This window comes from Leclercia sp. Colony189, from assembly GCF_009740165.1.
Lineage (GTDB): Bacteria > Pseudomonadota > Gammaproteobacteria > Enterobacterales > Enterobacteriaceae > Enterobacter.
Genome location: NZ_CP046557.1, coordinates 4,328,848 through 4,349,420, shown reverse-complemented (window position 1 = coordinate 4,349,420; position 20,573 = coordinate 4,328,848). Strand labels below are relative to the sequence as shown.

The 20,573-nt window shown below is 55.0% G+C and carries 18 protein-coding genes; 2 read left to right on the top strand and 16 right to left on the bottom strand.

Translation table 11 applies throughout. The features are described 5' to 3' along the window. Positions 1-47: 47 nt before the first annotated feature. Positions 48-3,158 carry an efflux RND transporter permease subunit gene (locus GNG29_RS20695; RefSeq protein ID WP_156655292.1) on the bottom strand — a complete coding sequence of 1,037 codons (3,111 nt, stop codon included), beginning with the start codon at positions 3,156-3,158 and terminating at the stop codon, positions 48-50. Between the two features lie 10 nt (positions 3,159-3,168). After that, the gene (locus tag GNG29_RS20690; RefSeq protein WP_156655291.1) at positions 3,169-4,308 is read right to left on the bottom strand and encodes an efflux RND transporter periplasmic adaptor subunit; all 1,140 of its coding nucleotides are present in this window, start codon (positions 4,306-4,308) and stop codon (positions 3,169-3,171) included. A gap of 395 nt (positions 4,309-4,703) precedes the next feature. Between GNG29_RS20690 and envR the strand changes: the two genes are divergently transcribed. Continuing rightward, a complete protein-coding gene (envR, locus tag GNG29_RS20685) occupies positions 4,704-5,342 on the top strand; it encodes an acrEF/envCD operon transcriptional regulator (protein WP_103177245.1) in 639 nt (212 codons plus the stop codon). Between the two features lie 10 nt (positions 5,343-5,352). Here envR and GNG29_RS20680 read toward each other — a convergent pair whose 3' ends face one another. From GNG29_RS20680 to GNG29_RS20615, 14 genes are all read right to left on the bottom strand, one after another. Next, a complete protein-coding gene (locus GNG29_RS20680) occupies positions 5,353-7,434 on the bottom strand; it encodes a bifunctional diguanylate cyclase/phosphodiesterase (RefSeq protein WP_156655290.1) in 2,082 nt (693 codons plus the stop codon). Positions 7,435-7,561: 127 nt separating this feature from the next. Then, on the bottom strand, positions 7,562-7,726 hold the full coding sequence (locus tag GNG29_RS20675; RefSeq protein ID WP_039030652.1) for a DUF2556 family protein: 165 nt from the start codon (positions 7,724-7,726) through the stop codon (positions 7,562-7,564). Between the two features lie 200 nt (positions 7,727-7,926). Further along, positions 7,927-8,223, bottom strand: a complete 297-nt coding sequence (fis, locus tag GNG29_RS20670) for a DNA-binding transcriptional regulator Fis (RefSeq protein ID WP_000462905.1) — start codon at positions 8,221-8,223, stop codon at positions 7,927-7,929. 23 nt (positions 8,224-8,246) lie between these two features. Next, positions 8,247-9,212 carry a tRNA dihydrouridine synthase DusB gene (dusB, locus tag GNG29_RS20665; protein ID WP_103177243.1) on the bottom strand — a complete coding sequence of 322 codons (966 nt, stop codon included), beginning with the start codon at positions 9,210-9,212 and terminating at the stop codon, positions 8,247-8,249. 329 nt (positions 9,213-9,541) lie between these two features. Beyond that, on the bottom strand, positions 9,542-10,282 hold the full coding sequence (locus GNG29_RS20660; protein WP_103177242.1) for a carbonic anhydrase: 741 nt from the start codon (positions 10,280-10,282) through the stop codon (positions 9,542-9,544). 142 nt (positions 10,283-10,424) lie between these two features. Next, entirely contained in the window at positions 10,425-11,306 is an 882-nt protein-coding gene (gene prmA / locus GNG29_RS20655; RefSeq protein WP_103177241.1) for a 50S ribosomal protein L11 methyltransferase, read from the bottom strand. A gap of 11 nt (positions 11,307-11,317) precedes the next feature. Then, entirely contained in the window at positions 11,318-12,769 is a 1,452-nt protein-coding gene (panF, locus tag GNG29_RS20650; protein WP_156655289.1) for a sodium/pantothenate symporter, read from the bottom strand. Continuing rightward, on the bottom strand, positions 12,759-13,004 hold the full coding sequence (locus GNG29_RS20645; protein ID WP_103177239.1) for a YhdT family protein: 246 nt from the start codon (positions 13,002-13,004) through the stop codon (positions 12,759-12,761). Before GNG29_RS20645 ends, panF begins: the two co-directional genes overlap by 11 nt. A gap of 109 nt (positions 13,005-13,113) precedes the next feature. Further along, on the bottom strand, positions 13,114-14,463 hold the full coding sequence (gene accC / locus GNG29_RS20640) for an acetyl-CoA carboxylase biotin carboxylase subunit (RefSeq protein WP_103177238.1): 1,350 nt from the start codon (positions 14,461-14,463) through the stop codon (positions 13,114-13,116). 10 nt (positions 14,464-14,473) lie between these two features. After that, complete coding sequence (gene accB / locus GNG29_RS20635; RefSeq protein WP_103177237.1) at positions 14,474-14,944, bottom strand: acetyl-CoA carboxylase biotin carboxyl carrier protein; 471 nt, start codon at positions 14,942-14,944, stop codon at positions 14,474-14,476. Positions 14,945-14,966: 22 nt separating this feature from the next. Next, the gene (aroQ, locus tag GNG29_RS20630) at positions 14,967-15,419 is read right to left on the bottom strand and encodes a type II 3-dehydroquinate dehydratase (protein ID WP_103177236.1); all 453 of its coding nucleotides are present in this window, start codon (positions 15,417-15,419) and stop codon (positions 14,967-14,969) included. Positions 15,420-15,652: 233 nt separating this feature from the next. Further along, on the bottom strand, positions 15,653-16,252 hold the full coding sequence (gene msrQ, locus GNG29_RS20625) for a protein-methionine-sulfoxide reductase heme-binding subunit MsrQ (protein ID WP_103177235.1): 600 nt from the start codon (positions 16,250-16,252) through the stop codon (positions 15,653-15,655). Beyond that, positions 16,253-17,254 (bottom strand): protein-methionine-sulfoxide reductase catalytic subunit MsrP, encoded by a 1,002-nt coding sequence (gene msrP, locus GNG29_RS20620; RefSeq protein ID WP_103177234.1) that lies wholly within the window; start codon positions 17,252-17,254, stop codon positions 16,253-16,255. 77 nt (positions 17,255-17,331) lie between these two features. Next, the gene (locus GNG29_RS20615; protein ID WP_103177233.1) at positions 17,332-18,306 is read right to left on the bottom strand and encodes an MDR family oxidoreductase; all 975 of its coding nucleotides are present in this window, start codon (positions 18,304-18,306) and stop codon (positions 17,332-17,334) included. A gap of 183 nt (positions 18,307-18,489) precedes the next feature. Here GNG29_RS20615 and csrD point away from each other — a divergent pair, with 183 nt between their 5' ends. Beyond that, complete coding sequence (gene csrD, locus GNG29_RS20610; RefSeq protein WP_156655288.1) at positions 18,490-20,430, top strand: RNase E specificity factor CsrD; 1,941 nt, start codon at positions 18,490-18,492, stop codon at positions 20,428-20,430. Positions 20,431-20,573 lie beyond the last annotated feature (143 nt).

Genomic DNA, 20,573 nt, shown 5'->3' with positions numbered 1-20,573 from the left:
TCTGTTTATTATCATAAGAAAAGGCGCCGAAGCGCCTTTACCCATTACTATTCACGATGACGCGTGAAGCGTCGCCGTACTACCACAAAGAAGACCGGCACAAAGAAGATTGCCAGCAGGGTAGCTGAAAGCATACCGCCCATCACGCCGGTACCCACGGCGTTTTGCGCGCCGCTGCCCGCTCCGTGACTGATGACCAGCGGCAGCACGCCAAGGATAAATGCCAGTGAGGTCATAAGGATAGGACGAAGACGCATGCGTGATGCCTCCAGCGTGGCTTCAATAATCCCTTTCCCCTCTTTCTCCATCAGATCCTTAGCAAATTCGACAATCAGGATGGCGTTCTTGGCCGACAGACCAATGGTGGTAAGCAGCCCCACCTGGAAGTAAACATCATTATTCAGCCCACGCAGGGAAGCGGCCAGCAGGGCGCCAACCACCCCTAATGGCACCACCAGCATCACCGAGAAAGGAATCGACCAGCTCTCATACAGCGCCGCCAGGCAGAGGAACACCACCACCAGCGAGATGGCATACAGGGCAGGCGCCTGGTTGCCGGAGAGCCGTTCCTGATAAGACATGCCTGTCCAGTCGTAACCGATGCCGGTTGGCAGTTTCGCCGCCAGTTTTTCCATTAGCACCATGGCTTCACCGGTACTCTTGCCGGGAGCGGCTTCCCCGAGGATCTCCATGGAAGGGCTGCCGTTATAGCGCTCCAGGCGCGGTGAGCCGTAGATCCAGTGCGACTGGCTGAACGCGGAGAGCGGCACCATTTCACCGTTGGCGCTGCGGACATAGAGACGGTTAATATCCTCCGGCAGCATCCTGAAGTGGGCATCCGCCTGGACATAGACTTTCTTCACCCGGCCACGGTCGATGTAGTCATTGACATAGGTTCCCCCCAGCGCGGTGGAGATGGTCTGGTTGATATCCGATACGCTCACGCCCAGCGCCTGCGCTTTTTCCTGATCGATATCCAGCTTGAACTGCGGGGTATCTTCCAGCCCATTGGGTCGCACACGCACCAGCATATCGGCGTGCTCTTTAATCATGCCCAGCAGCTGGTTTCGCGCCTGCGTCAGCTGGTTATGTCCCAGGTTGGCCTGGTCAATCAGTTCAAAATCGAAGCCCGTTGCGGTGCCGAGTTCGATAATGGCGGGCAGGTTGAACGGGAAGACCAGCCCGTCTTTGATCTGACTAAAGGCCCGTGTTGCCCGGCTGACGATGGCCCCAACGCTGTTTTCCGCACCCGGGCGCTCCTCCCAGGGCTTCAGGCTGATAAACGCTACCCCGGCGTTTTGCCCCTGGCCGCTGAAGCTGAAGCCGTTAACGGTAAATACCGATTCTACGTTGGCCTTCTCATTGTTGAGGTAGTAGTGCTCAACCTGATCCAGCACCTTCTGGGTGCGGCTTTGCGTCGCGCCCGCCGGGAGCTGCACCATCGTCATAAACACGCCCTGATCCTCTTCCGGCAGGAACGACGTAGGCAGACGCAGGAACAGTACCGCCATTCCGCCCACTATAAGGATGTAGACCACCAGGTAGCGGCCCGTCTTACGCAGGATATGGCTGACGCTGTTGCTGTAATGGGTCACGCTTCTGTCGAACAGGGCATTAAACCAGCCGAAGAAGCCGCCTTTGTTCGCATGATGCTCGCTGGGGGCCTTTAGCAGGGTGGCACACAGAGCAGGGGTCAGGATCAGCGCCACCAGCACCGAGAGCGCCATCGCCGAAACAATGGTCAGAGAGAACTGGCGATAAATCGCCCCGGTGGAGCCGCCGAAAAAGGCCATCGGGATAAATACCGCTGAGAGCACCATGGCGATGCCGACCAGCGCCCCCTGAATTTGCGACATCGATTTTTGTGTCGCCTCTTTTGGCGGAAGCTTCTCCTCCACCATCACGCGCTCGACGTTCTCCACCACTACGATGGCATCATCCACCAGCAAGCCTATTGCCAGCACCATACCAAACATGGTCAGGGTGTTTATCGAGAAGCCAAACGCCGCCAGCACCGCGAAGGTGCCTAGCAGAACCACCGGTACGGCAATGGTCGGGATGAGCGTGGCCCGCAGGTTTTGCAGGAACAGGTACATCACGAGGAAGACGAGAATGATGGCTTCGAACAGCGTCTTGACCACTTCATGAATGGAGATCTTAACGAACGGCGTGGTGTCATAGGGGTAGACCACCTTCAGCCCCTGCGGGAAGAAGGCTTGCAGCTGCGCCAGTTTGCTTTTGATCGCCGCGGCGGTATCCAGCGCGTTGGCACCGGTAGCGAGCTTAATACCGAGCCCGGTCGCCGCCTGACCATTGATTTTGGTCACCATGTTGTAGTTTTCACCGCCTGGCGCAATGCGGGCGACATCTTTCAGATGCACCATCGACCCGTCCTGATTGACCTTCAGGGTGATGTTGCCGAACTCCTCTGCGGTTTTCAGGCGCGTCTGGGCGATAATGGAGGCGTTGAGCTGCTGGCCCGGCACCGACGGCGTTCCGCCGAGCTGACCGGCGGCAATCTGGTTATTCTGCGTTTTTAACTGGTTAATCACGTCCAGCGGCGTCAACTGATAGGCGTTCAGCTTATTCGCATCCAGCCAGATACGCATCGCATACTGGGCGCCAAACAGTTGCACATCGCCCACCCCGGAGGTGCGGCTGATAGCATCCTTGACGTTAGAGGCGACATAGTCCGAGATATCGTCCTGGCTCAGGTTCTTATTGTCCGAGACAAAACCGGCCACCAGCAGGAAGCTGCTGCTCGACTTCTCCACGCTTATCCCTTGCTGCTGCACTTCCTGCGGCAGTAACGGCATGGCCAGCTGCAGCTTGTTCTGCACCTGTACCTGAGCAATATCCGGGTCGGTGCCCGACTGGAAGGTCAGGGTAAGGGTGACGCTGCCCGCTGAATCGCTGGTGGAGGACATGTACATAAGGTTATCGATACCATTCATGTTCTGCTCGATAACCTGGGTCACCGTATCCTGCACCGTCTGGGCATCCGCGCCGGGATAGGTCGCCGAGATAGCCACGGCAGGTGGCGCAATGGTGGGATACTGCGCCACCGGCAGCTTGAGGATCGCAAGCCCGCCCGCCAGCATCAGGATAATGGCCAGCACCCACGCGAAGATTGGGCGCTGAATAAAGAAGTTAGCCATGCTCTGTTCCTTATCCCACTTTCTGCGCAGCGGTATCCGGCGTCGCCACCACCGCGACGCCAGGACGTACTTTCTGCAGCCCGCTGATAATCACCCGGTCGCCTTCCTGTAAGCCGTCTGTAATCAGCCATTGATCGCCAATCGCCTGAGGGGCGACAACGTTACGGGCTTCAACCTGGTTTTTACTGTTGACCACCATCACGCTGGCATCACCGCGCGGGGTTCGCGTAACGCCCTGTTGCGGAACCAGAATGGCGTGCGGCTGGGTGCCTTCGTTAATACGCGCGTGGACAAACATGCCGGGCAGCAGGATATGTTGCGGGTTGGGGAAGATAGCCCGCAGGGTGATGGAGCCGGTGCTCTCATCCACGGTGACATCCGAGAATTGCAGCGATCCTTTTAGTGGATAGGGCTGACCATTCTCCATCAGCAGCTGTACGCTGCGGGTGCCTTCGCCGGTCTGCAGGCTGGACTGCTTGAGACGCATAAAATCATTGCTGGACTGGGTGACATCGACATAAATCGGATCAAGCTGCTGAACCGTTGCCAGTGCCGTGGCCTGTCCGTTCGCAACCAGGGCCCCTTCGGTGACGCTGGATTTACCGATCCGCCCGCTGATAGGTGACGTCACTTTGGTGTACGCAAGATTGATGCGCGCGGTTTCGACAGCGGCTTTGGCCGCAATCACCGAGGCATCAGCCTGACGGGCGTTCGCCACTGACTGATCGTACTCCTGTTTGCTGACGTACTGTGTGCCGACCAGAGGTAAATAGCGTTTTACCGTCAGGTGAGCAATGCTGGCGGCTGCCTGGGCTTTGGCCAGCTCGCCCGACGCACTATCAAATGCGGCCTGATAGGAGGCGGGATCGATCTGATACAGCGACTCGCCAGCTTTTACGTCGCTGCCTTCAGTAAAGTTGCGCTTCAGCACAATGCCGCTGACCTGCGGGCGAACCTCGGCGACGCGGTAAGCATCGGTCCGGCCAGGCAGTTCGGTGGTCACCTCCAGCGGCGCACTTTTCACGACATGCACCACGACCTGTGGAGTCGGCGGCTGCTGCGCCTGGCCTGCATGATCATCACAACCCACAAGCAATGCGGCACCGATGATAAAACCGGATAAGGGTAAAAACCTGAAATTAGGCGTCATGACTATTCCTTCAAGATCATCAATCCGCATTCACCGACAAGGGTTATGCGTTAAGGAGAGGTAAAACGGAAAACGGCGGGCGCAATAATAAAGAATGACCGTGCGGGTTTTTGATTTATAAGTGCGGAGAATGAACTGAGGATAAAAAAAAGAGCAGCAAGTGAGCGTAAAGAATGATATAGCACGTCCGGCTATGTATTGCTGGCCGTTTTGCTTTAGATGCATTCATGTTTTTTGTGAATTAAATGCATGACAAGTATCATCGCGGTTTATAAGTTAGGCAGGTTAACTTTTTTTGTTCATATTTATTTTTCTGACTGATGGATAATTCCTGCTCCGACGATTGTCGTCATTGTTTTATAAAAGTAACCAATCCGTTAAATGAGTGATTTTCTATGGCGCGCAAAACCAAAGCTGAGGCGCAGAAGACACGCCAGTTATTGATTGAGGCGGCAATAGAGCAGTTTGCCATGCGGGGTGTCGCCAACACGACGCTGACGGATATCGCCGATGCCGCCTGCCTGACACGGGGGGCCGTTTACTGGCATTTCGCCAGTAAAGCCGAGATATTTAACGCTATCTGGCAGGAGCAACGCCCGCTGCGCGAGATTATTCGCGGTCAACTGTCGCAGGCGGAAGAGAGCGATCCATTATTAATTTTGCGTGAGCAGTTTGTTACTGCTTTGCAATATATTGCCCGGGACAGCCGCCAGCGGACCTTATTGCAGATCCTGTATCACAAATGTGAATTTGATGAGGATATGATCTCAGAAAATCAAATTCGTGAAAGGATCGGGTTCAATTATGAAAACGTCCGTGAAATATTGCAGAGAGGCATTATGCTTGGCAGCATCTCCGCGCAGATCAATATCGACACGACGTTAATTGTTTTCCATGGCTTTTTTTGCGGGCTGATTAAAAACTGGTTAATGAGCCCGGAACACCTGGATCTCTACCGGCAGGCCCCGGAACTGGTCGATAATATCCTCTCAACGTTGCCGCTAGCCCACAGAGAATACGACACCGCCTCATAGCAGCATCGCGTCAGATTTGCTGGGTCAGCATGGCCTGCGGATCGTGGCTCAGCGCGTTGACAGCTTGCGCCGTGACGGGTTTACCCAGCAGATAGCCCTGTAGCGTATTACATCCCAGACTGGTCAAAAAGGTCTGCTGCTCCTCGGTTTCGACCCCTTCGGCAACCACCTTCAGGTTGAGCGTTTTTGCCAGCGCAACAATGGCGGATACGATGGTCGCATCATCACCCGTGCTGTTGAGATCTTTCACAAACGCCCGATCAATTTTTAGCTCACAGGCGGGCAACTTTTTCAGGTAGAGCAGGCTGGAATAGCCGGTGCCAAAATCATCGATCGAGGCTTTTACTCCGGCCTGAGTTAACTCAGTCAGCACCCGGACGCTCTCATCGGGATTATTCATGGCCGTGGTTTCGGTCACTTCCAGAATCAGGGTATGCGGCGGAATACGGTGTCGTGCCAGGCTGCCCATCACCGTCTCCACCAGCTGGGGCTGTTCAAACTGCAGCGTAGAGAGGTTCACCGCCATCGACCATTCAGTATGGCCATTAAGATGCCATTCGCGTAGCTGGCGGCACGCTTCATCAATTACCCAGTTGCCGATAGGAATAATCAGCCCGCTTTTCTCCGCCAGCGGCAGAAACTGGTCGGGGGATAACAAGCCCTGGACAGGATGTTGCCAGCGCAGCAGGGCTTCAAAGCCGACAATGGGGCCCACCGGCGCCTGGAACTTAGGCTGATAAACCAGATGCAACTCCTTGCGCTCCAGCGCCAGCCACAGATCGTTCATTAGCTGTAGCTGATTTTGCGCCAGGGTATTCATCGACGGCTGGAAGAAGTGGTAGCCGTTACGCCCCATGTGCTTGGTGTGATACATTGCCGCATCGGCGTTGAACATCAGTTCGCGCTGGTTTTTGCCATCATGGGGATAAATAGCGATGCCCACGCTGAGGGTCACTACCACATCATACAGCTCAAGGCTGAAGGGTTGGTCGACGACATGCACCAGCGCGCTGGCGAGCGATGCGGCGTCGTTCGGGGAGTCGATCTCGGCCAGCAGCACAAACTCGTCGCCACCAATACGGGCGAGAGTGTACTGGCCCTTCAGGGGCTGTTCCAGACGCTCCGTCACGGCAACCAATAGCTTATCGCCCGTATCATGGCCGTAGGCATCGTTAACAGCTTTGAAGCCATCCAGATCCATAAACAGCAGGGCAAACAGTTTGCCTTCGCGATCGGCTTTGTTAATTGCCTGCTCGAGGCGATCTTCCAGCAGCACGCGGTTCGGCAAGCGGGTCAGCGTATCGTGCAGCGCCAGCTGGGCCAGTTCGCGGTTGGCTTCCGCCAGCGATGAAGCGAGAAGGGAGGTGCGGGCCTGCAGCCGGGCATCAAACATAGAAACCAGCAGCGTTATACCCAAGATAGAGAGCGCCACAACGCTCACCAGCACCGCCAGCCAGCTGCCGTTCACCCCCTGATGATGCATGTGCACCTGAAGCGGAAACTGGGCCGCTTTCATGCCGGTATAGTGCATGCCGGCAATCGCGATGCCCATCAGCACCGCAGCGCCCGCACGCATCAGCGCGACCTGGGCGGCATCCCGCCGTAAACGGAACGTCAGCCACAGGGCGGCCAGCGAGGCGAGGAGAGCGATAACCACCGACAGCGCAACCCAGCGCATATCCCAGACGATAGCGGGCGCTACCTGCAGGGCTTTCATGCCGGTGTAGTGCATCGCCACGATGCCCGCTCCCAGAATCACCGCGCCGGTAAACAAGCGACGTCTGCGTAAGTGGTCGCGGCTCACCAGCCAGAGGGCAAACAGTGAGGCGCCAATAGCGATCAGCATGGAAAGGGCGGTTTTTGGCAGGTCGTAGTTCATCTGCATGGAGATATCCATCGCCAGCATGCCGATAAAATGCATAGCCCATATCCCGATACCCATGGCGATCCCCCCGCCCGTCAGCCAGATATGTGCCGCGACGCCGGTACTGCCGGCAACCCGTCCCGCCATATTCAGCGCGGTATAGGATGCAAGAATGGCGACAACAAAGGAGATAACCACAAGAAGTTGGTCGTATTGGCTAACCAGCATGATCTCATCAACTCATACGCAGTGGGGTATTACGTGATACCGGGTGAGACGGGCTGAGACATTATCATCCAATAAAGATGCCTCAAAGGTTTTTAAAACCGCAAATTTTTCGAGGAAAAGCAGGGGCTTAATCTAGATCCGAGCAATTAACCAGCTTAAGCGGATTAACCGAATTCATGTTGCGGCATTGGTCCGTTTCCGTAGACATCAACTCAATCCACTGCATTAACAGCGCATCGAAAAGGAAAACGCTAATCGCGAAGACGACTAACCACCAATACTTACGGATCATTCGGAATTTCCGGGGACAATTGACAAGAGTGCAGGAAATATACACGAAAAATAGCGGCTGAGAAGTGGGCTGAGAGATGTTTACGTTTCGGGAGATAACGAGGGGGTGGAGAACAAAAAACAGGGGAACAACAGGCATAAAAAAAGGCGCTTCCCCATGCCGGTTCGCGCCTTTTTAAACAAGCATTTAGCTAATCGAAATTAGTTCATGCCGTATTTTTTCAGTTTCTTACGCAGCGTACCACGGTTGATGCCCATCATCAGAGCAGCACGGGTCTGGTTACCGCGGGTGTATTGCATCACCATGTCCAACAGGGGCTGTTCAACTTCAGCCAGTACCAGCTCATACAGGTCGTTAACGTCCTGACCATTCAGTTGAGCAAAATAGTTCTTCAGTGCCTGTTTAACCGAGTCACGCAGGGGCTTTTGAGTTACCTGGTCCTGAGAGTTAACGGTGGAAACGGTCAGTACGTCAGAATTTACGCGTTGTTCGAACATAGTTCTGTCAGCTCTTTATTTCATTACGCAAGATTTTCGAAGTATGCCTCCAACGCCTCCAGCTGTTCGCTGGCATCCTCTATGGCGTTGAATGTGCGCCGAAACTGGTCATCCGGAGCGTGTTCCTGGAGATACCAGGATACGTGTTTACGCGCGATTCGGTACCCTTTAGCCTGACCATAAAAGTCATGCAGTTCCCGAATATGCGCGCATAGCAAGTGCTTAACCTCTGCCAGCGGCAGCGGGGCAAGCAGCTCCCCAGTGTCCAGATAATGCTGGATTTCCCGAAAGATCCAGGGTCTTCCCTGAGCCGCACGTCCTATCATCAGAGCATCAGCCCCTGTATAGTCGAGCACAGCTCTGGCTTTAAGCGGGTCAGTAATGTCGCCATTCGCGATAACCGGAATGGAAACTTTCTGCTTAACTGCCCGAATGCTGTCGTATTCAGCTTCACCGTTGAACAAACAGGCGCGGGTGCGTCCATGTATGGTCAGGGCCTGAATGCCACAGTCTTCGGCCAGTTGGGCAATCTCTACACAGTTACGGTGATCCGGCGACCAACCCGTGCGAATCTTTAACGTAACAGGAACGTCCACTGCGCTGACAACCGCGGTCAGGATCGACTTCACCTGATCGGGGTATTGCAGAAGGGCTGAACCTGCAAGCTTGCGATTCACCTTTTTGGCCGGGCATCCCATATTGATATCAATAATCTGGGCGCCACTTTCCACGTTGATACGCGCGGCATCTGCCATCTCTTCAGGCACGCTCCCGGCGATTTGCACGGTGCGGATACCTGGTTCGTCAATATGCACCATCCGAAGACGGGATTTATCGCTTTCCCAAACCTGCGGGTTAGACGACATCATCTCTGAAACGGTTAATCCTGCTCCCATCTCATAACACAGCGTCCTGAATGGTCGGTCGGTAATACCTGCCATAGGTGCTGCGATCAGGCGATTTCTGAGCTGGTGGTTTCCGATACGCATGAGTTAAGAAATGACCATACTGTGACTGCAAGGCGGCGTATCTTACGCATTTTTTGCACGAGATGAAAGGCCAAACTTTGAACAATCCACTGCGGTAGATCAATGAATCGCCGCTCTATTACTCCCATTGAATTTATTCATCATTTAAATCATTGGGTTAGCGCGGGCGTGTTGTTTCGTTGGGTGTAATATTTTCCCGTAACTTCTTATCGTTTCTGATAAATGAATTGGTTATTCGGGATAATCTGCTGTTTTTAACAGCAGATTATCCCGCTTCTTTGCGATCCAGGTCGCATTTTAGAACATGATATCAGGATGAAAAGCGAGCGTTATTCCACGACAGTACGGCCATGTAATGGTTGTACCGGGCGATTATTATCGTGGTGCATAGTTCGTGTAAATTTTTCCAGCTGGGCTACAGACAATGTGAGCGGATGTTGCATGACAATCCAGATCACCCCCTCTGAGCAGGGTGGCGTGGTTAAGGAACCGCTATAACGCCAGTACGTTTTCTCGTGTGGCAAGAGTTTGTTCAGGTCCAGATGCGTAGTAAGGGAGGTACTTTGCTCCACCTTCTGCGGCATGACGCTCCACAATTTGTCCAGTTCGGCGTTCGCCTTGCCTGTGTTGAACATGACGGCCACAACCGCTATCTCACCTGCTGCGTTTTTATGAACCAGATGCATCTCCAGCGCGAACTTTTTACCGTGGATCATGTTTTCAGCGGGGGCATGGAAGTGGAATTGTTGCAGTGTCCAGGCCTGATTATCCAGGGTAATAGTGTCTTTTGTACCGTCTTTCTCGCCAGCCTGAATAGTGTGCCCATTATTCGTTAACGTTACCGGACCGTCGGAATAGTGGGTTGCAAGGGGAAGAATATGTGCTTTGAGGGTTTTTTCGACGTTGATCGGCGACTGGTACATACCGGTCTGGCAGGTTTTGAAGTTACTGTCTATCTCTCCCCAATGCTCGGGGGCTCCTTCGCCTTCATAACTCCAATGGGACGCCCATGCTGAGACTGACATTAAGCTGAGGACAAGTACCGCCGCCTTACTAACGTAAGCTTTCATTATATTCTCCTTATAAATGGTAATGAGTAAAATAATAAATAAAAACAATTAGTTATTACTATTTTACAGGAGAATTAATTCGGGAAAGAGTGTTATTGCGGGTAAAAAAATAGCGTGGCCAGGGATGACCACGCTGGAGTGATTACTTCTTACAACCTGTTATGCGACACCACTCCTCTTTCTCCACGACCGGATCAAGAGTGAACAGCTCGGCGTAGGCATCGCATACGCTTTCAGCCTGGCTGGCAAGGATACCGGAAAGGCCCAGCAGACCCCCCTCAACGGGCAGCACACTGATTAGCGGCGCCAGTTCCCGTAACGGGCCAGCCAGAATGTTAGCGACCACGACATCGGCTTTCATGGCTTGCGGCTGGTCATCCGGCAGATAGAGCTCAAGGCGATCGGAGACACCGTTGCGTTCAGCGTTGTCGCGACTGGCCTGAATCGCCTGCGGATCGATATCGATCCCAATCGCTTTTGCCGCACCCAGCTTCAGGGCCGCGATGGCGAGGATCCCGGAGCCGCAACCAAAGTCGATCACCGTCTTGCCGTCCAGATCCAGACCATCAAGCCACTGCAGGCACAAAGAGGTGGTCGGGTGGGTACCGGTACCAAATGCCAGGCCCGGATCGAGCATCACATTTACCGCATTTTCATCCGGCACGTCGCGCCAGCTCGGGCAGATCCACAGACGCTTGCCGAACTGCATCGGGTGGAAGTTATCCATCCATTCGCGCTCCCAGTCTTTATCCTCCAGCTGCTCGATCTTATGCGCGAAGCCTGCACCCAGCAGCGGATGATTTTCCAGAATGGCCACAACCTCGGCCATGTCGGTTTCGGCATCAAACAGACCGATGACATCGGTATCGCCCCACAGACGCGTTTCACCCGGCAGCGGTTCAAACACCGGCGTGTCATGCGTGTCCTGGAAGGTGATGGAGACCGCTCCGGCCTCCATCAACGCATCGCTCATCTCTTCGGCATTGGCGCCGGTCGTATTCAGTTTTAGTTGGATCCACGGCATGGCAAAACTCTTTATTTATCAGTAGAAATGACGGCGGTCTGCGGAGCGGGTTGACCGAAACGGTTCCCCACCACAAACGCCAGCAAACTTAGCAGTAACGAAGGCACAATCGGATGGAAGCCCAGATACTGAATTTTAAAGGTGGCGAGCACGGCATAGAGCACGCCGCCGACAATCATTGCGCTCAGCGCACCGGCTGCATTGGCGCGCTCCCAGTAGAGGCCAAGCACCAGCGGCCAGAGGAACACCGCTTCCAGCCCGCCGAACGCCAGCAGGTTGAGCCAGATGATCATCTCCGGCGGTCGCCACGCGGCCAACAGCAGCAACGCGCCCAGAACCAGGGTGATCGCGGCTGACATCCGCTTCAGGCGGCGCTCGTTGTTCATCTGCTCAGGATGAATATTCAGATAGAGATCTTTAATGATCGTAGCGGAACTTTGCAGCAGTTGAGCATTAATTGTCGACATGATCGCCGCCATTGGCGCAGCAAGGAAGATCCCGGCAGCAAACGGCGGCAGCACTTTCACCATCAGGGTAGGGATCACCAGATCCGGCACGGTTAAGTCAGGTATTACCGCCCGGCCCAGCGCACCTGCAAGGTGCATACCGAACATCAGGATCGCCACCACGACAGTGCCGATGACAATCCCACGGTGTACCGCCTTGCTGTCTTTATAAGAGATGCAGCGCACGGCGGTATGGGGTAGACCAATCACCCCGAAGCAGACCAGCACCCAGAAGGAGGTCATAAAGGTTGGCGACAGAATGTCGTCCGCACCCTGCGGCGAAACCAGTTTCGGATCGATGGCTTGCAGTGTCTCCACCGCGTGACTTAACCCGCCCGCGGCATGCACCACGCCCACCAGCAGCACAAGGGTGCCGACCAGCATCACCATGCCCTGCAGCGTGTCATTGAGCACGCTGGCGCGGAAGCCGCCAAAGGCGGTATATAGCGCAATACTGACCCCAAAAATCAGCAGGCCCGTTTCATAGGGAATACCGGCTGCGGTTTCAAGGAGACGCGCGCCGCCGATAAACTGCACGGTCATGGCACCCACGAAGGCCACCAGCAGGCTCAGGCTGGCCAGCCAGACCAGCAGGCGGCTCTGGTAGCGGGCAAAGAGCATGTCATTGAGAGTGACGGCGTTATAGCGACGCGCCAGGATAGCGAATTTTTTCCCCAGAATGCCCAGCGAGAGCCAGATGGCGGGCAGTTGGATCATCGCCAGCAATACCCAGCCCAGCCCATATTTATAGGCCGCGCCCGGGCCGCCAATGAAAGAGCTGGCGCTGATATAGGTGGCGGTCAGGGTCATCGCCAGCACAATACCACCCATCGAGCGGCTGCCAAGAAAATACTCGTTCAGGAACGTGCCCGTTGTCCGTTTGCGCATGGCGTAAACAGAGAGGCCAAAAACAATAAAAAGATACGCGACGAGGGGCAGGATCACTTCAAGCTGCATTATCGTCATCCTCCAGCGGAATATCGCGATAGATGAATTTCACCATCGCCCAGCAGAGCAGAATAAACACCAGCGGGATGAGCAGGCAGGCCATCTCAAACCAGTGAGGCAGACCGGTGATCCCGATTGCAGAGCCAGGTAAGTAAGCGGCCACTAACCATGCCGCGAGATAGAGAAGGGTTAACCACAGCGCCCAGCGCGCTTCTTTATGGGCCTGAACAAAACGTTTGTCCATTTTTTGTCCCTTGTGGAAAAAGAAAGCGGGGATTGTACCTTATGGGGCCTGGCGATCCCCAGAAATAAAAAAAGGCCGGATTAACCGACCTTTTTACGCTTATGCAGGCTTATTTTTCATTAAGACCGAGTTTTTTCTCCAGATAGTGGATGTTGGTTCCACCATGCTGGAAGTTCTCGTCGCTCATGATACGCATCTGCAGATCAACGTTAGTTTTGATGCCGTCGATGATCAGCTCCTGCAGGGCGTTCTTCATGCGGGCAATCGCCACATCACGGGATTCGCCGTAGCAGATCAGCTTGCCGATCATTGAGTCATAGTACGGCGGTACGGTGTAACCGGCGTAGATATGAGACTCCCAACGCACACCAAAACCACCCGGCGCGTGGAAACGCGTGATTTTACCCGGGCTTGGCAGGAAGGTGTTTGGGTCTTCGGCGTTAATACGGCATTCCACCGCATGGCCTTTGACAATCACTTCTTCCTGCTTGATGGAGAGCGGCTGGCCCGCAGCGATACGCAGCTGCTCTTTGATCAGGTCAACGCCGGTGATCATTTCGGTAACCGGGTGTTCAACCTGAATACGGGTGTTCATCTCGATGAAGTAGAACTCGCCGTTTTCGAACAGGAACTCGAAAGTACCCGCCCCGCGATAGCCGATATCCACACAGGCTTTGGCGCAACGCTCGCCGATGTAGCGACGCAGCTCCGGCGTGATGCCTGGTGCTGGTGCCTCTTCGACCACTTTCTGGTGACGACGCTGCATGGAGCAGTCGCGTTCTGCCAGATAGATAGCGTTACCCTGACCGTCAGCCAGCACCTGAATTTCGATGTGGCGTGGGTTTTCCAGGTACTTCTCCATGTAGACCATGTCGTTGTTAAACGCGGCTTTCGCTTCCGCTTTGGTCATGGAGATAGACTGGGCCAGTTCGGCATCGCTGCGCACAACGCGCATACCGCGACCGCCGCCGCCGCCGGACGCTTTGATGATAACCGGGTAGCCAATGCGTTTTGCATGGGCGCGGTTAGCATCCATATCGTCGCCCAGTGGGCCGTCGGAACCCGGTACGGTCGGTACGCCCGCTTTCTTCATTGCGGTGATCGCAGACACTTTGTCGCCCATCAGACGAATGGTGTCAGCTTTCGGGCCGATGAAGATAAAGCCAGAGCGTTCAACCTGCTCAGCAAAGTTGGCGTTCTCAGAGAGGAAGCCGTAACCCGGGTGAATAGCCACCGCGCCGGTGATTTCAGCGGCGCTGATGATGGCCGGGATGTTGAGATAGCTTTTGACGGACGGAGCCGGGCCAATACAGACCGTCTCATCCGCCAGTAATACGTGTTTCAGATCGCGGTCCGCGCTTGAGTGCACAGCGACGGTCTTGATGCCCAGCTCTTTACAGGCACGAAGGATTCGCAGGGCAATCTCGCCACGGTTAGCGATAACAATTTTATCCAGCATGTTCGCCTCGTTACTCGATGACGACCAGCGGCTCGTCAAATTCAACCGGCTGACCACTTTCGACCAGAATCGCTTTCACAGTACCTGATTTGTCTGCTTCGATCTGGTTCATCATTTTCATGGCTTCAACGATGCACAGGGTATCGCCCACGTTAACTTTCTGGCCCACTTCGATGAACGCTTTCGCGTCCGGGCTCGGGGTGCGGTAGAAAGTACCAACCATTGGGGAACGTACGATGTGGCCACTGATTTCCGCTGCTGCTGGCGCTTCCATTGCTGGAGCCGCTGTTGGCGCGACAGCGTTAGACAGCGCTGGCTGCTGCATCATTGGTGCAGCATAAGCTTGTTGCATAACCGGGAAGCCTGCGTTTGGCGCTGCACGACTGATGCGTACAGACTCTTCGCCTTCAGAAATTTCCAGTTCGGAGATGCCTGATTCTTCAACCAGCTCGATCAGTTTTTTAATCTTACGAATATCCATGAGTGGGTTCCGTACTCTTTGTTTAGTGTGATTGTGACAGGCGTTTTACCGCTGTCTGTAAAGCGAATGAATAACCGTCAGCCCCCAGTCCACAGATGACGCCAGTGGCGATATCCGACAGGTAGGAGTGGTGGCGGAACGGCTCCCGCGCATGCACGTTGCTGAGGTGAATCTCGATGAACGGGATGCTCACTGCCAGCAGCGCGTCGCGAATAGCAACACTGGTGTGCGTAAACGCGGCCGGATTGATCAGGATATAGTCTGTGGTCTCTTTAGCCTGATGAATTCGGTCGATGAGTGCGTACTCCGCGTTCGACTGAAAATGGTCAAGTTCCACATTCAGCGCCGCTGCTTCGCTAACCAGACGTGTAACAATATCGGTGAGCGTCAGCGTGCCGTACTTCTCGGGTTCACGGGTGCCGAGCATATTCAGGTTCGGTCCGTTTAAAACTAATATGTGAAACTTGTCAGCCATTGTGCCGCTATCTCCTGCGATTCTCCGGTAAAAAACAAAATATACCTTCGATGCACGATTGTCACCCTCTCAGGCTACGAAAAACCCGTCGGGGAGACCAAAGTGGCACATTATAACGATTTCGTAGCATTTGGCAGCTAAATACTGGTCTTATCAGGGAAGATTATCAACAGCATTCGGATAAATGCCCAGGAAGGTTAAACGATCTGCGGGGATACGCACGTTTTCGTTCACTATCGCCACCACTGGCGAAACTTCTTATAACGCCATGCCAGAAGCCCTAAAGCCAGTAACCCGTAGATGATCGGCTGTGGCGAGAGAATTTTCACTGACCAAAGGTAGTGGATGGGGGCCAGGATCGCGACAAGATAAACGAAATTATGCAGAAGTTGCCAGCGCCTCCCCAGTTTTCGCTGGGCATATTGGGTAGAGGTGAGGGTTAAAGCCAGCAAAATTATCCAGCTGACGATCCCGAGCGTCAGGTATGGACGGGTCACCAGTTCGCTTCCCAGCAGGGCCAGATTGTTGATGCCCAGCTCCAGTAACGCATAGCTGGTGAGGTGTAACGTCGCCCAGGCGAAGCACCATAGCCCCAGAAGGCGACGGGTGCGGATCAGCAGCGGCTGTTTTGCATAGCGCGCCAGCGGTGAAACCAGCAGAGTCGCCAGTAAAAATTTCAGCGCCGTCCGGCCAGTAAAGTGCTGGATATCTTTAGCCGGGTCGGCGCTAAAGCCGCCATGACTGGCGGCCCAGAAGAGCCATATAAAAGGAAGTAACCCTGCAAGATGCAGGGCGACCTTCAGCCAGGTAATCTGTTTTGCCGTCAGACGCACTTAGAAAAACTCCTTCAAATCGAGGCCGCGGTAGAGCGAGGCCACCTGGTCGGCATAGCCGTTAAACAGCAGCGTGGGCTGGCGCTTCACATCCAGCGCGCCGCCTGAGCCGATAAAACGCTCGGTAGCCTGCGACCAGCGCGGATGATCGACGTGCGGGTTCACGTTGGCGTAAAAACCGTACTCGTCAGGTGCGGCCAGGTTCCAGGTGGTGGGCGGACGCTCGCGGGTTAGCTTGATGCTGACAATCGATTTGATCCCCTTGAAGCCATACTTCCACGGTACGGTCAGGCGGATGGGTGCGCCGTTTTGCGGTGGCAGGGCTTTGCCATACACACCTACGGTGAGCAGCGTAAGCGGGTGCATAGCCTCGTCAATGCGCAGCCCTTCCACGTAAGGGTAATCGAGTCCGCCGCCGATAAACCGATCTTTCTGGCCAGGCATGATATCCGGGGCGTAAAGGGTCTGGAAGGCGACATACTTCGCATTGCTGGTGGGCTCTACCAGCGCCAGCAGTTTATGCAGCGGAAAACCTATCCACGGCACCACCATTGACCAGGCCTCAACGCAGCGCATACGGTAAATTCGCTCTTCCAGCGGAAAACGGTTAGTCAGGTCGTCGTAATCAAGGGTCAGCGGTTTTGCCACTTCGCCGTCGATTTTCAGCGTCCAGGGATTGGTCTTCAGGCTGCCGGCGTTGGCGGCAGGATCGGCTTTATCGAGGCCAAACTCATAGAAGTTGTTATAGCCCGTCACTTTCTCTTCAGGCGTCTTCGCAAGCTGGCTTTGCCACTGGGCAGGTTGGGTAAAGGTGAGCGGTTTTCCGGGTGGCGCTTTTGGGCGATCGTTGCCCTTGAACCAGTCCAGCAGGTCGGCCTGGGCGAGAGGCGAAAGGGTCAGCGCACCAGCGCCGATCCCCAGCATCTTCAGGATCTGGCGGCGCTTGAGCATAAAAACGGATTCCGCGGTGATATCGGCTTCCGTCAGGGGTTTCACTTTCATGGCATCCTCCGTCATGCATTTTTCTAAGCATGACGGAGGAGCGGGTTTAAAGCGAATATGTCACGAAAATTTGAAGATTACGCCAGCTTCACCAGCGTACGGCCCTGGATCTGGTTATTGATGATCTTCGCGGCATACTCCGGTGCCTGCTCAAGGCTAATCTGAGTGGCGCTTTGGTCGTAGAAGGCGGCCGGCAGATCGCGAACCAGTCGCTCCCAGGCCTGGGCACGGCGCTCTGGCGGGGTCATCACCGAATCGACACCCTGCAGACGGACGTTGCGTAGAATAAACGGCATCACCGTAGTCGGCAGGGCAAAACCGCCCGCCAGGCCGCACGCCGCGACGCAGCCGCCGTAGTTCATCTGCGCCAGCACTTTCGCCAGCACTTTGTCGCCCACGGTATCAATGGCACCGGCCCAGATCTGTTTCTCCAGCGGGCGGGTCTCAGCGAATTCGTCGCGGCCCAGAATGCGGCTCGCGCCCAGGGAACGCAGATAGTTATGGGTGCTTTCACGGCCAGAGACCGCCGCGACCTGATAGCCCAGCTTATGCAGCAGGGCAACCGCCGTGCTACCGACGCCACCGCTGGCGCCCGTCACCACCACTTCACCCGATTCAGGACGTACTCCGGCCTCTTCCAGCGCCATTACGCAGAGCATGGCGGTAAAACCGGCGGTGCCGATGATCATCGCTTTCCGGCCATCCAGCCCTTTTGGCATGGGTACCAGCCAGTCGCCGTTGACGCGCGCCTGCGCCGCCAGCCCGCCCCAGTGGTTTTCCCCCACGCCCCAGCCGGTCAGCAGCACCTGCTGGCCGGCATGAAAACGTGGGTCTTCGCTGGCATGTACGCGTCCCGCAAAATCGATACCTGGAACCATTGGGAAATTGCGGATAATTTTTCCGGTGCCCGTAATGGCCAGGGCGTCTTTATAGTTAAGGCTGGACCAGTCGATATCTACAGTCACGGCGCCTTCAGGCAGGCGGCTCTCTTCGATAGATTGTACTGACGCAAGAGTTTTGCCTTCCTGCTGTTCTAAGATCAAAGCCTGCATACGATTCCTTACTCAGCATGATGATTGGAAAAAAATTTTTGGAGACTATACTCGCTCAATGACATGCAATGCCGATTTAACGCAATAAATTGCCAGATACACCTGATTTGGTAGTATGCCAGTGCCGTATTGCGAGTTAGTACTTACTTGCTATCCTCACCAACTCACGGAGTAATCTCAAGGATGCGATTATCGACGAAGTTCTCCGCTTTTATCTCCTTGCTTACCGGGTTGACCATATTCGTCACCTTTATCGGCTGTTCGCTCAGTTTTTATAATGCGATCCAGGGAAAGCTGGCGAACCGCGTCCACTCCGTGGCGTCAGTGATTGATTCCCGCCTTGTCAGCACACCCTTTCCAGAACTTTCCCGTCAACTGGATGAGCTGATGGCCCCGGTGGATATCATGCGGGTGGAGATTAAGCAGGGCGGCAACCTCCTTTTAAGCCACACCGGGCATACGCATTACCGGCAGGTGGGTTCACCTCCGCAGATGCTCCAGCTCACCGTCCCCTCCCTGAAAAACCCCGGTATGACGATAAGCCTGGTCTATCTGGACCCAATGACCAGTTATTTTCGTTCATTGATGACTACCGCACCGCTCACGGTGGCGGTGATTTTCATCGTGGTGCTGATCTTCCTGGCGGTGCGCTGGCTGCGGCGTCAGCTCGCCGGACAGGAGCTACTGGAGTCGCGTTCTACGCGGATCCTTAACGGTGAACGCGGCGCGCAGGTGCGCGGCTCGGTCTATGAGTGGCCCTCACGCACCAGCAGCGCGTTGGACGTTTTGCTGTCCGAAATTCAGTTCGCCAGCGACCAGCGCAGCCGGATAGATACCCTGATCCGATCCTATGCCGCCCAGGACAATAAAACCGGCCTCAATAACCGCCTGTTCTTTGATAATCAGCTGGGCACTTTGCTGGAAGATCAGGAGAACGTGGGCACACATGGGGTGGTGATGATTATCCGTCTGCCGGACTTCGATCTGCTGAAAGATAACTGGGGGCGGGCAGTGGCGGAGGAGCAGCAGTTTACGCTCATTAATATGCTCTCCACCTTTATCATGCGTTACCCCGGCGCACTGCTGGCACGCTATCACCGCAGTGATTACGCCGTATTGTTGCCGCACCGCACGCTGAAGGAGTCTGAAAGCATTGCCGGGCTGCTGTTGAAATCGGTGGATGCGCTCCCACCCAGCAAAATGCTCGATCGTGATGACATGGTGCATATCGGCATCTGCGCCTGGCGCGGCGGCCAGTCTACCGAGCAGGTGATGGAACATGCCGAGGCTGCCACCCGTAATGCGGTGTTGCAAGGGGCGAACGGCTGGGCGGTTTATGATGACTCCCTGCCCGAAAAAGGACGCGGCAACGTGCGCTGGCGAACCTTAATCGAGCAGATGCTGACCCGAGGCGGACCGCGGATTTACCAAAAACCGGCGGTGCTGACCAGCGGCAAGGTCCATCATCGGGAACTGCTCTGTCGAATCTTCGACGGCAACGAAGAGGTGGTATCGGCCGAGTATCTGCCGATGATCCTGCAGTTTGGCCTGTCTGAAGAGTACGACCGCCAGCAGATATCGCGCTTGATGCCATTTTTATCCTACTGGCCCGAAGAGAACCTGGCGCTGCAGGTGACGGTGGAGTCGTTGATCCGCCCGCGTTTCCAGCGCTGGCTGCGGGATCTGCTGATGCAATGTGAAAAATCGCAGCGGAAACGGATTATTTTTGAACTTGCAGAGGCGGATGTTTGTCAACACATCAGTCGGTTACAGCCGGTTGTTCGGCTGATTAACGCGTTGGGCGCGCGCGTCGCGGTGACGCAGGCGGGTTTAACGCTGGTCAGCACCAGCTGGATCAAGGCGCTGGAGGTTGAGCTCCTGAAGCTGCATCCGGGGCTGGTAAGAAATATTGAAAAGCGCACGGAAAACCAGCTGCTGGTACAGAGCCTGGTGGAAGCGTGCAAAGGAACGCAAACGCGTGTATTTGCTACGGGTGTGCGGTCGCGAACGGAATGGCAGACATTGACAGAGCGCGGCGTGACAGGGGGTCAGGGCGATTTTTTTGCGGCCTCTCAGCCTCTTGACAGCAATGTGAAAAAATATTCGCAAAGATACTCTGTTTAACCTGCCGTTTGGTGAGTTTTCACGTAGAATATCGCGCCTGTAGCGTGATGTATGACGAGCAAAATGACAGTGAACGACCTTTAACGGGTTACAAATGTACGTGAGGAACGCTGCTGTTTTCTCAGCCCTGAGGGAGTCAGGCG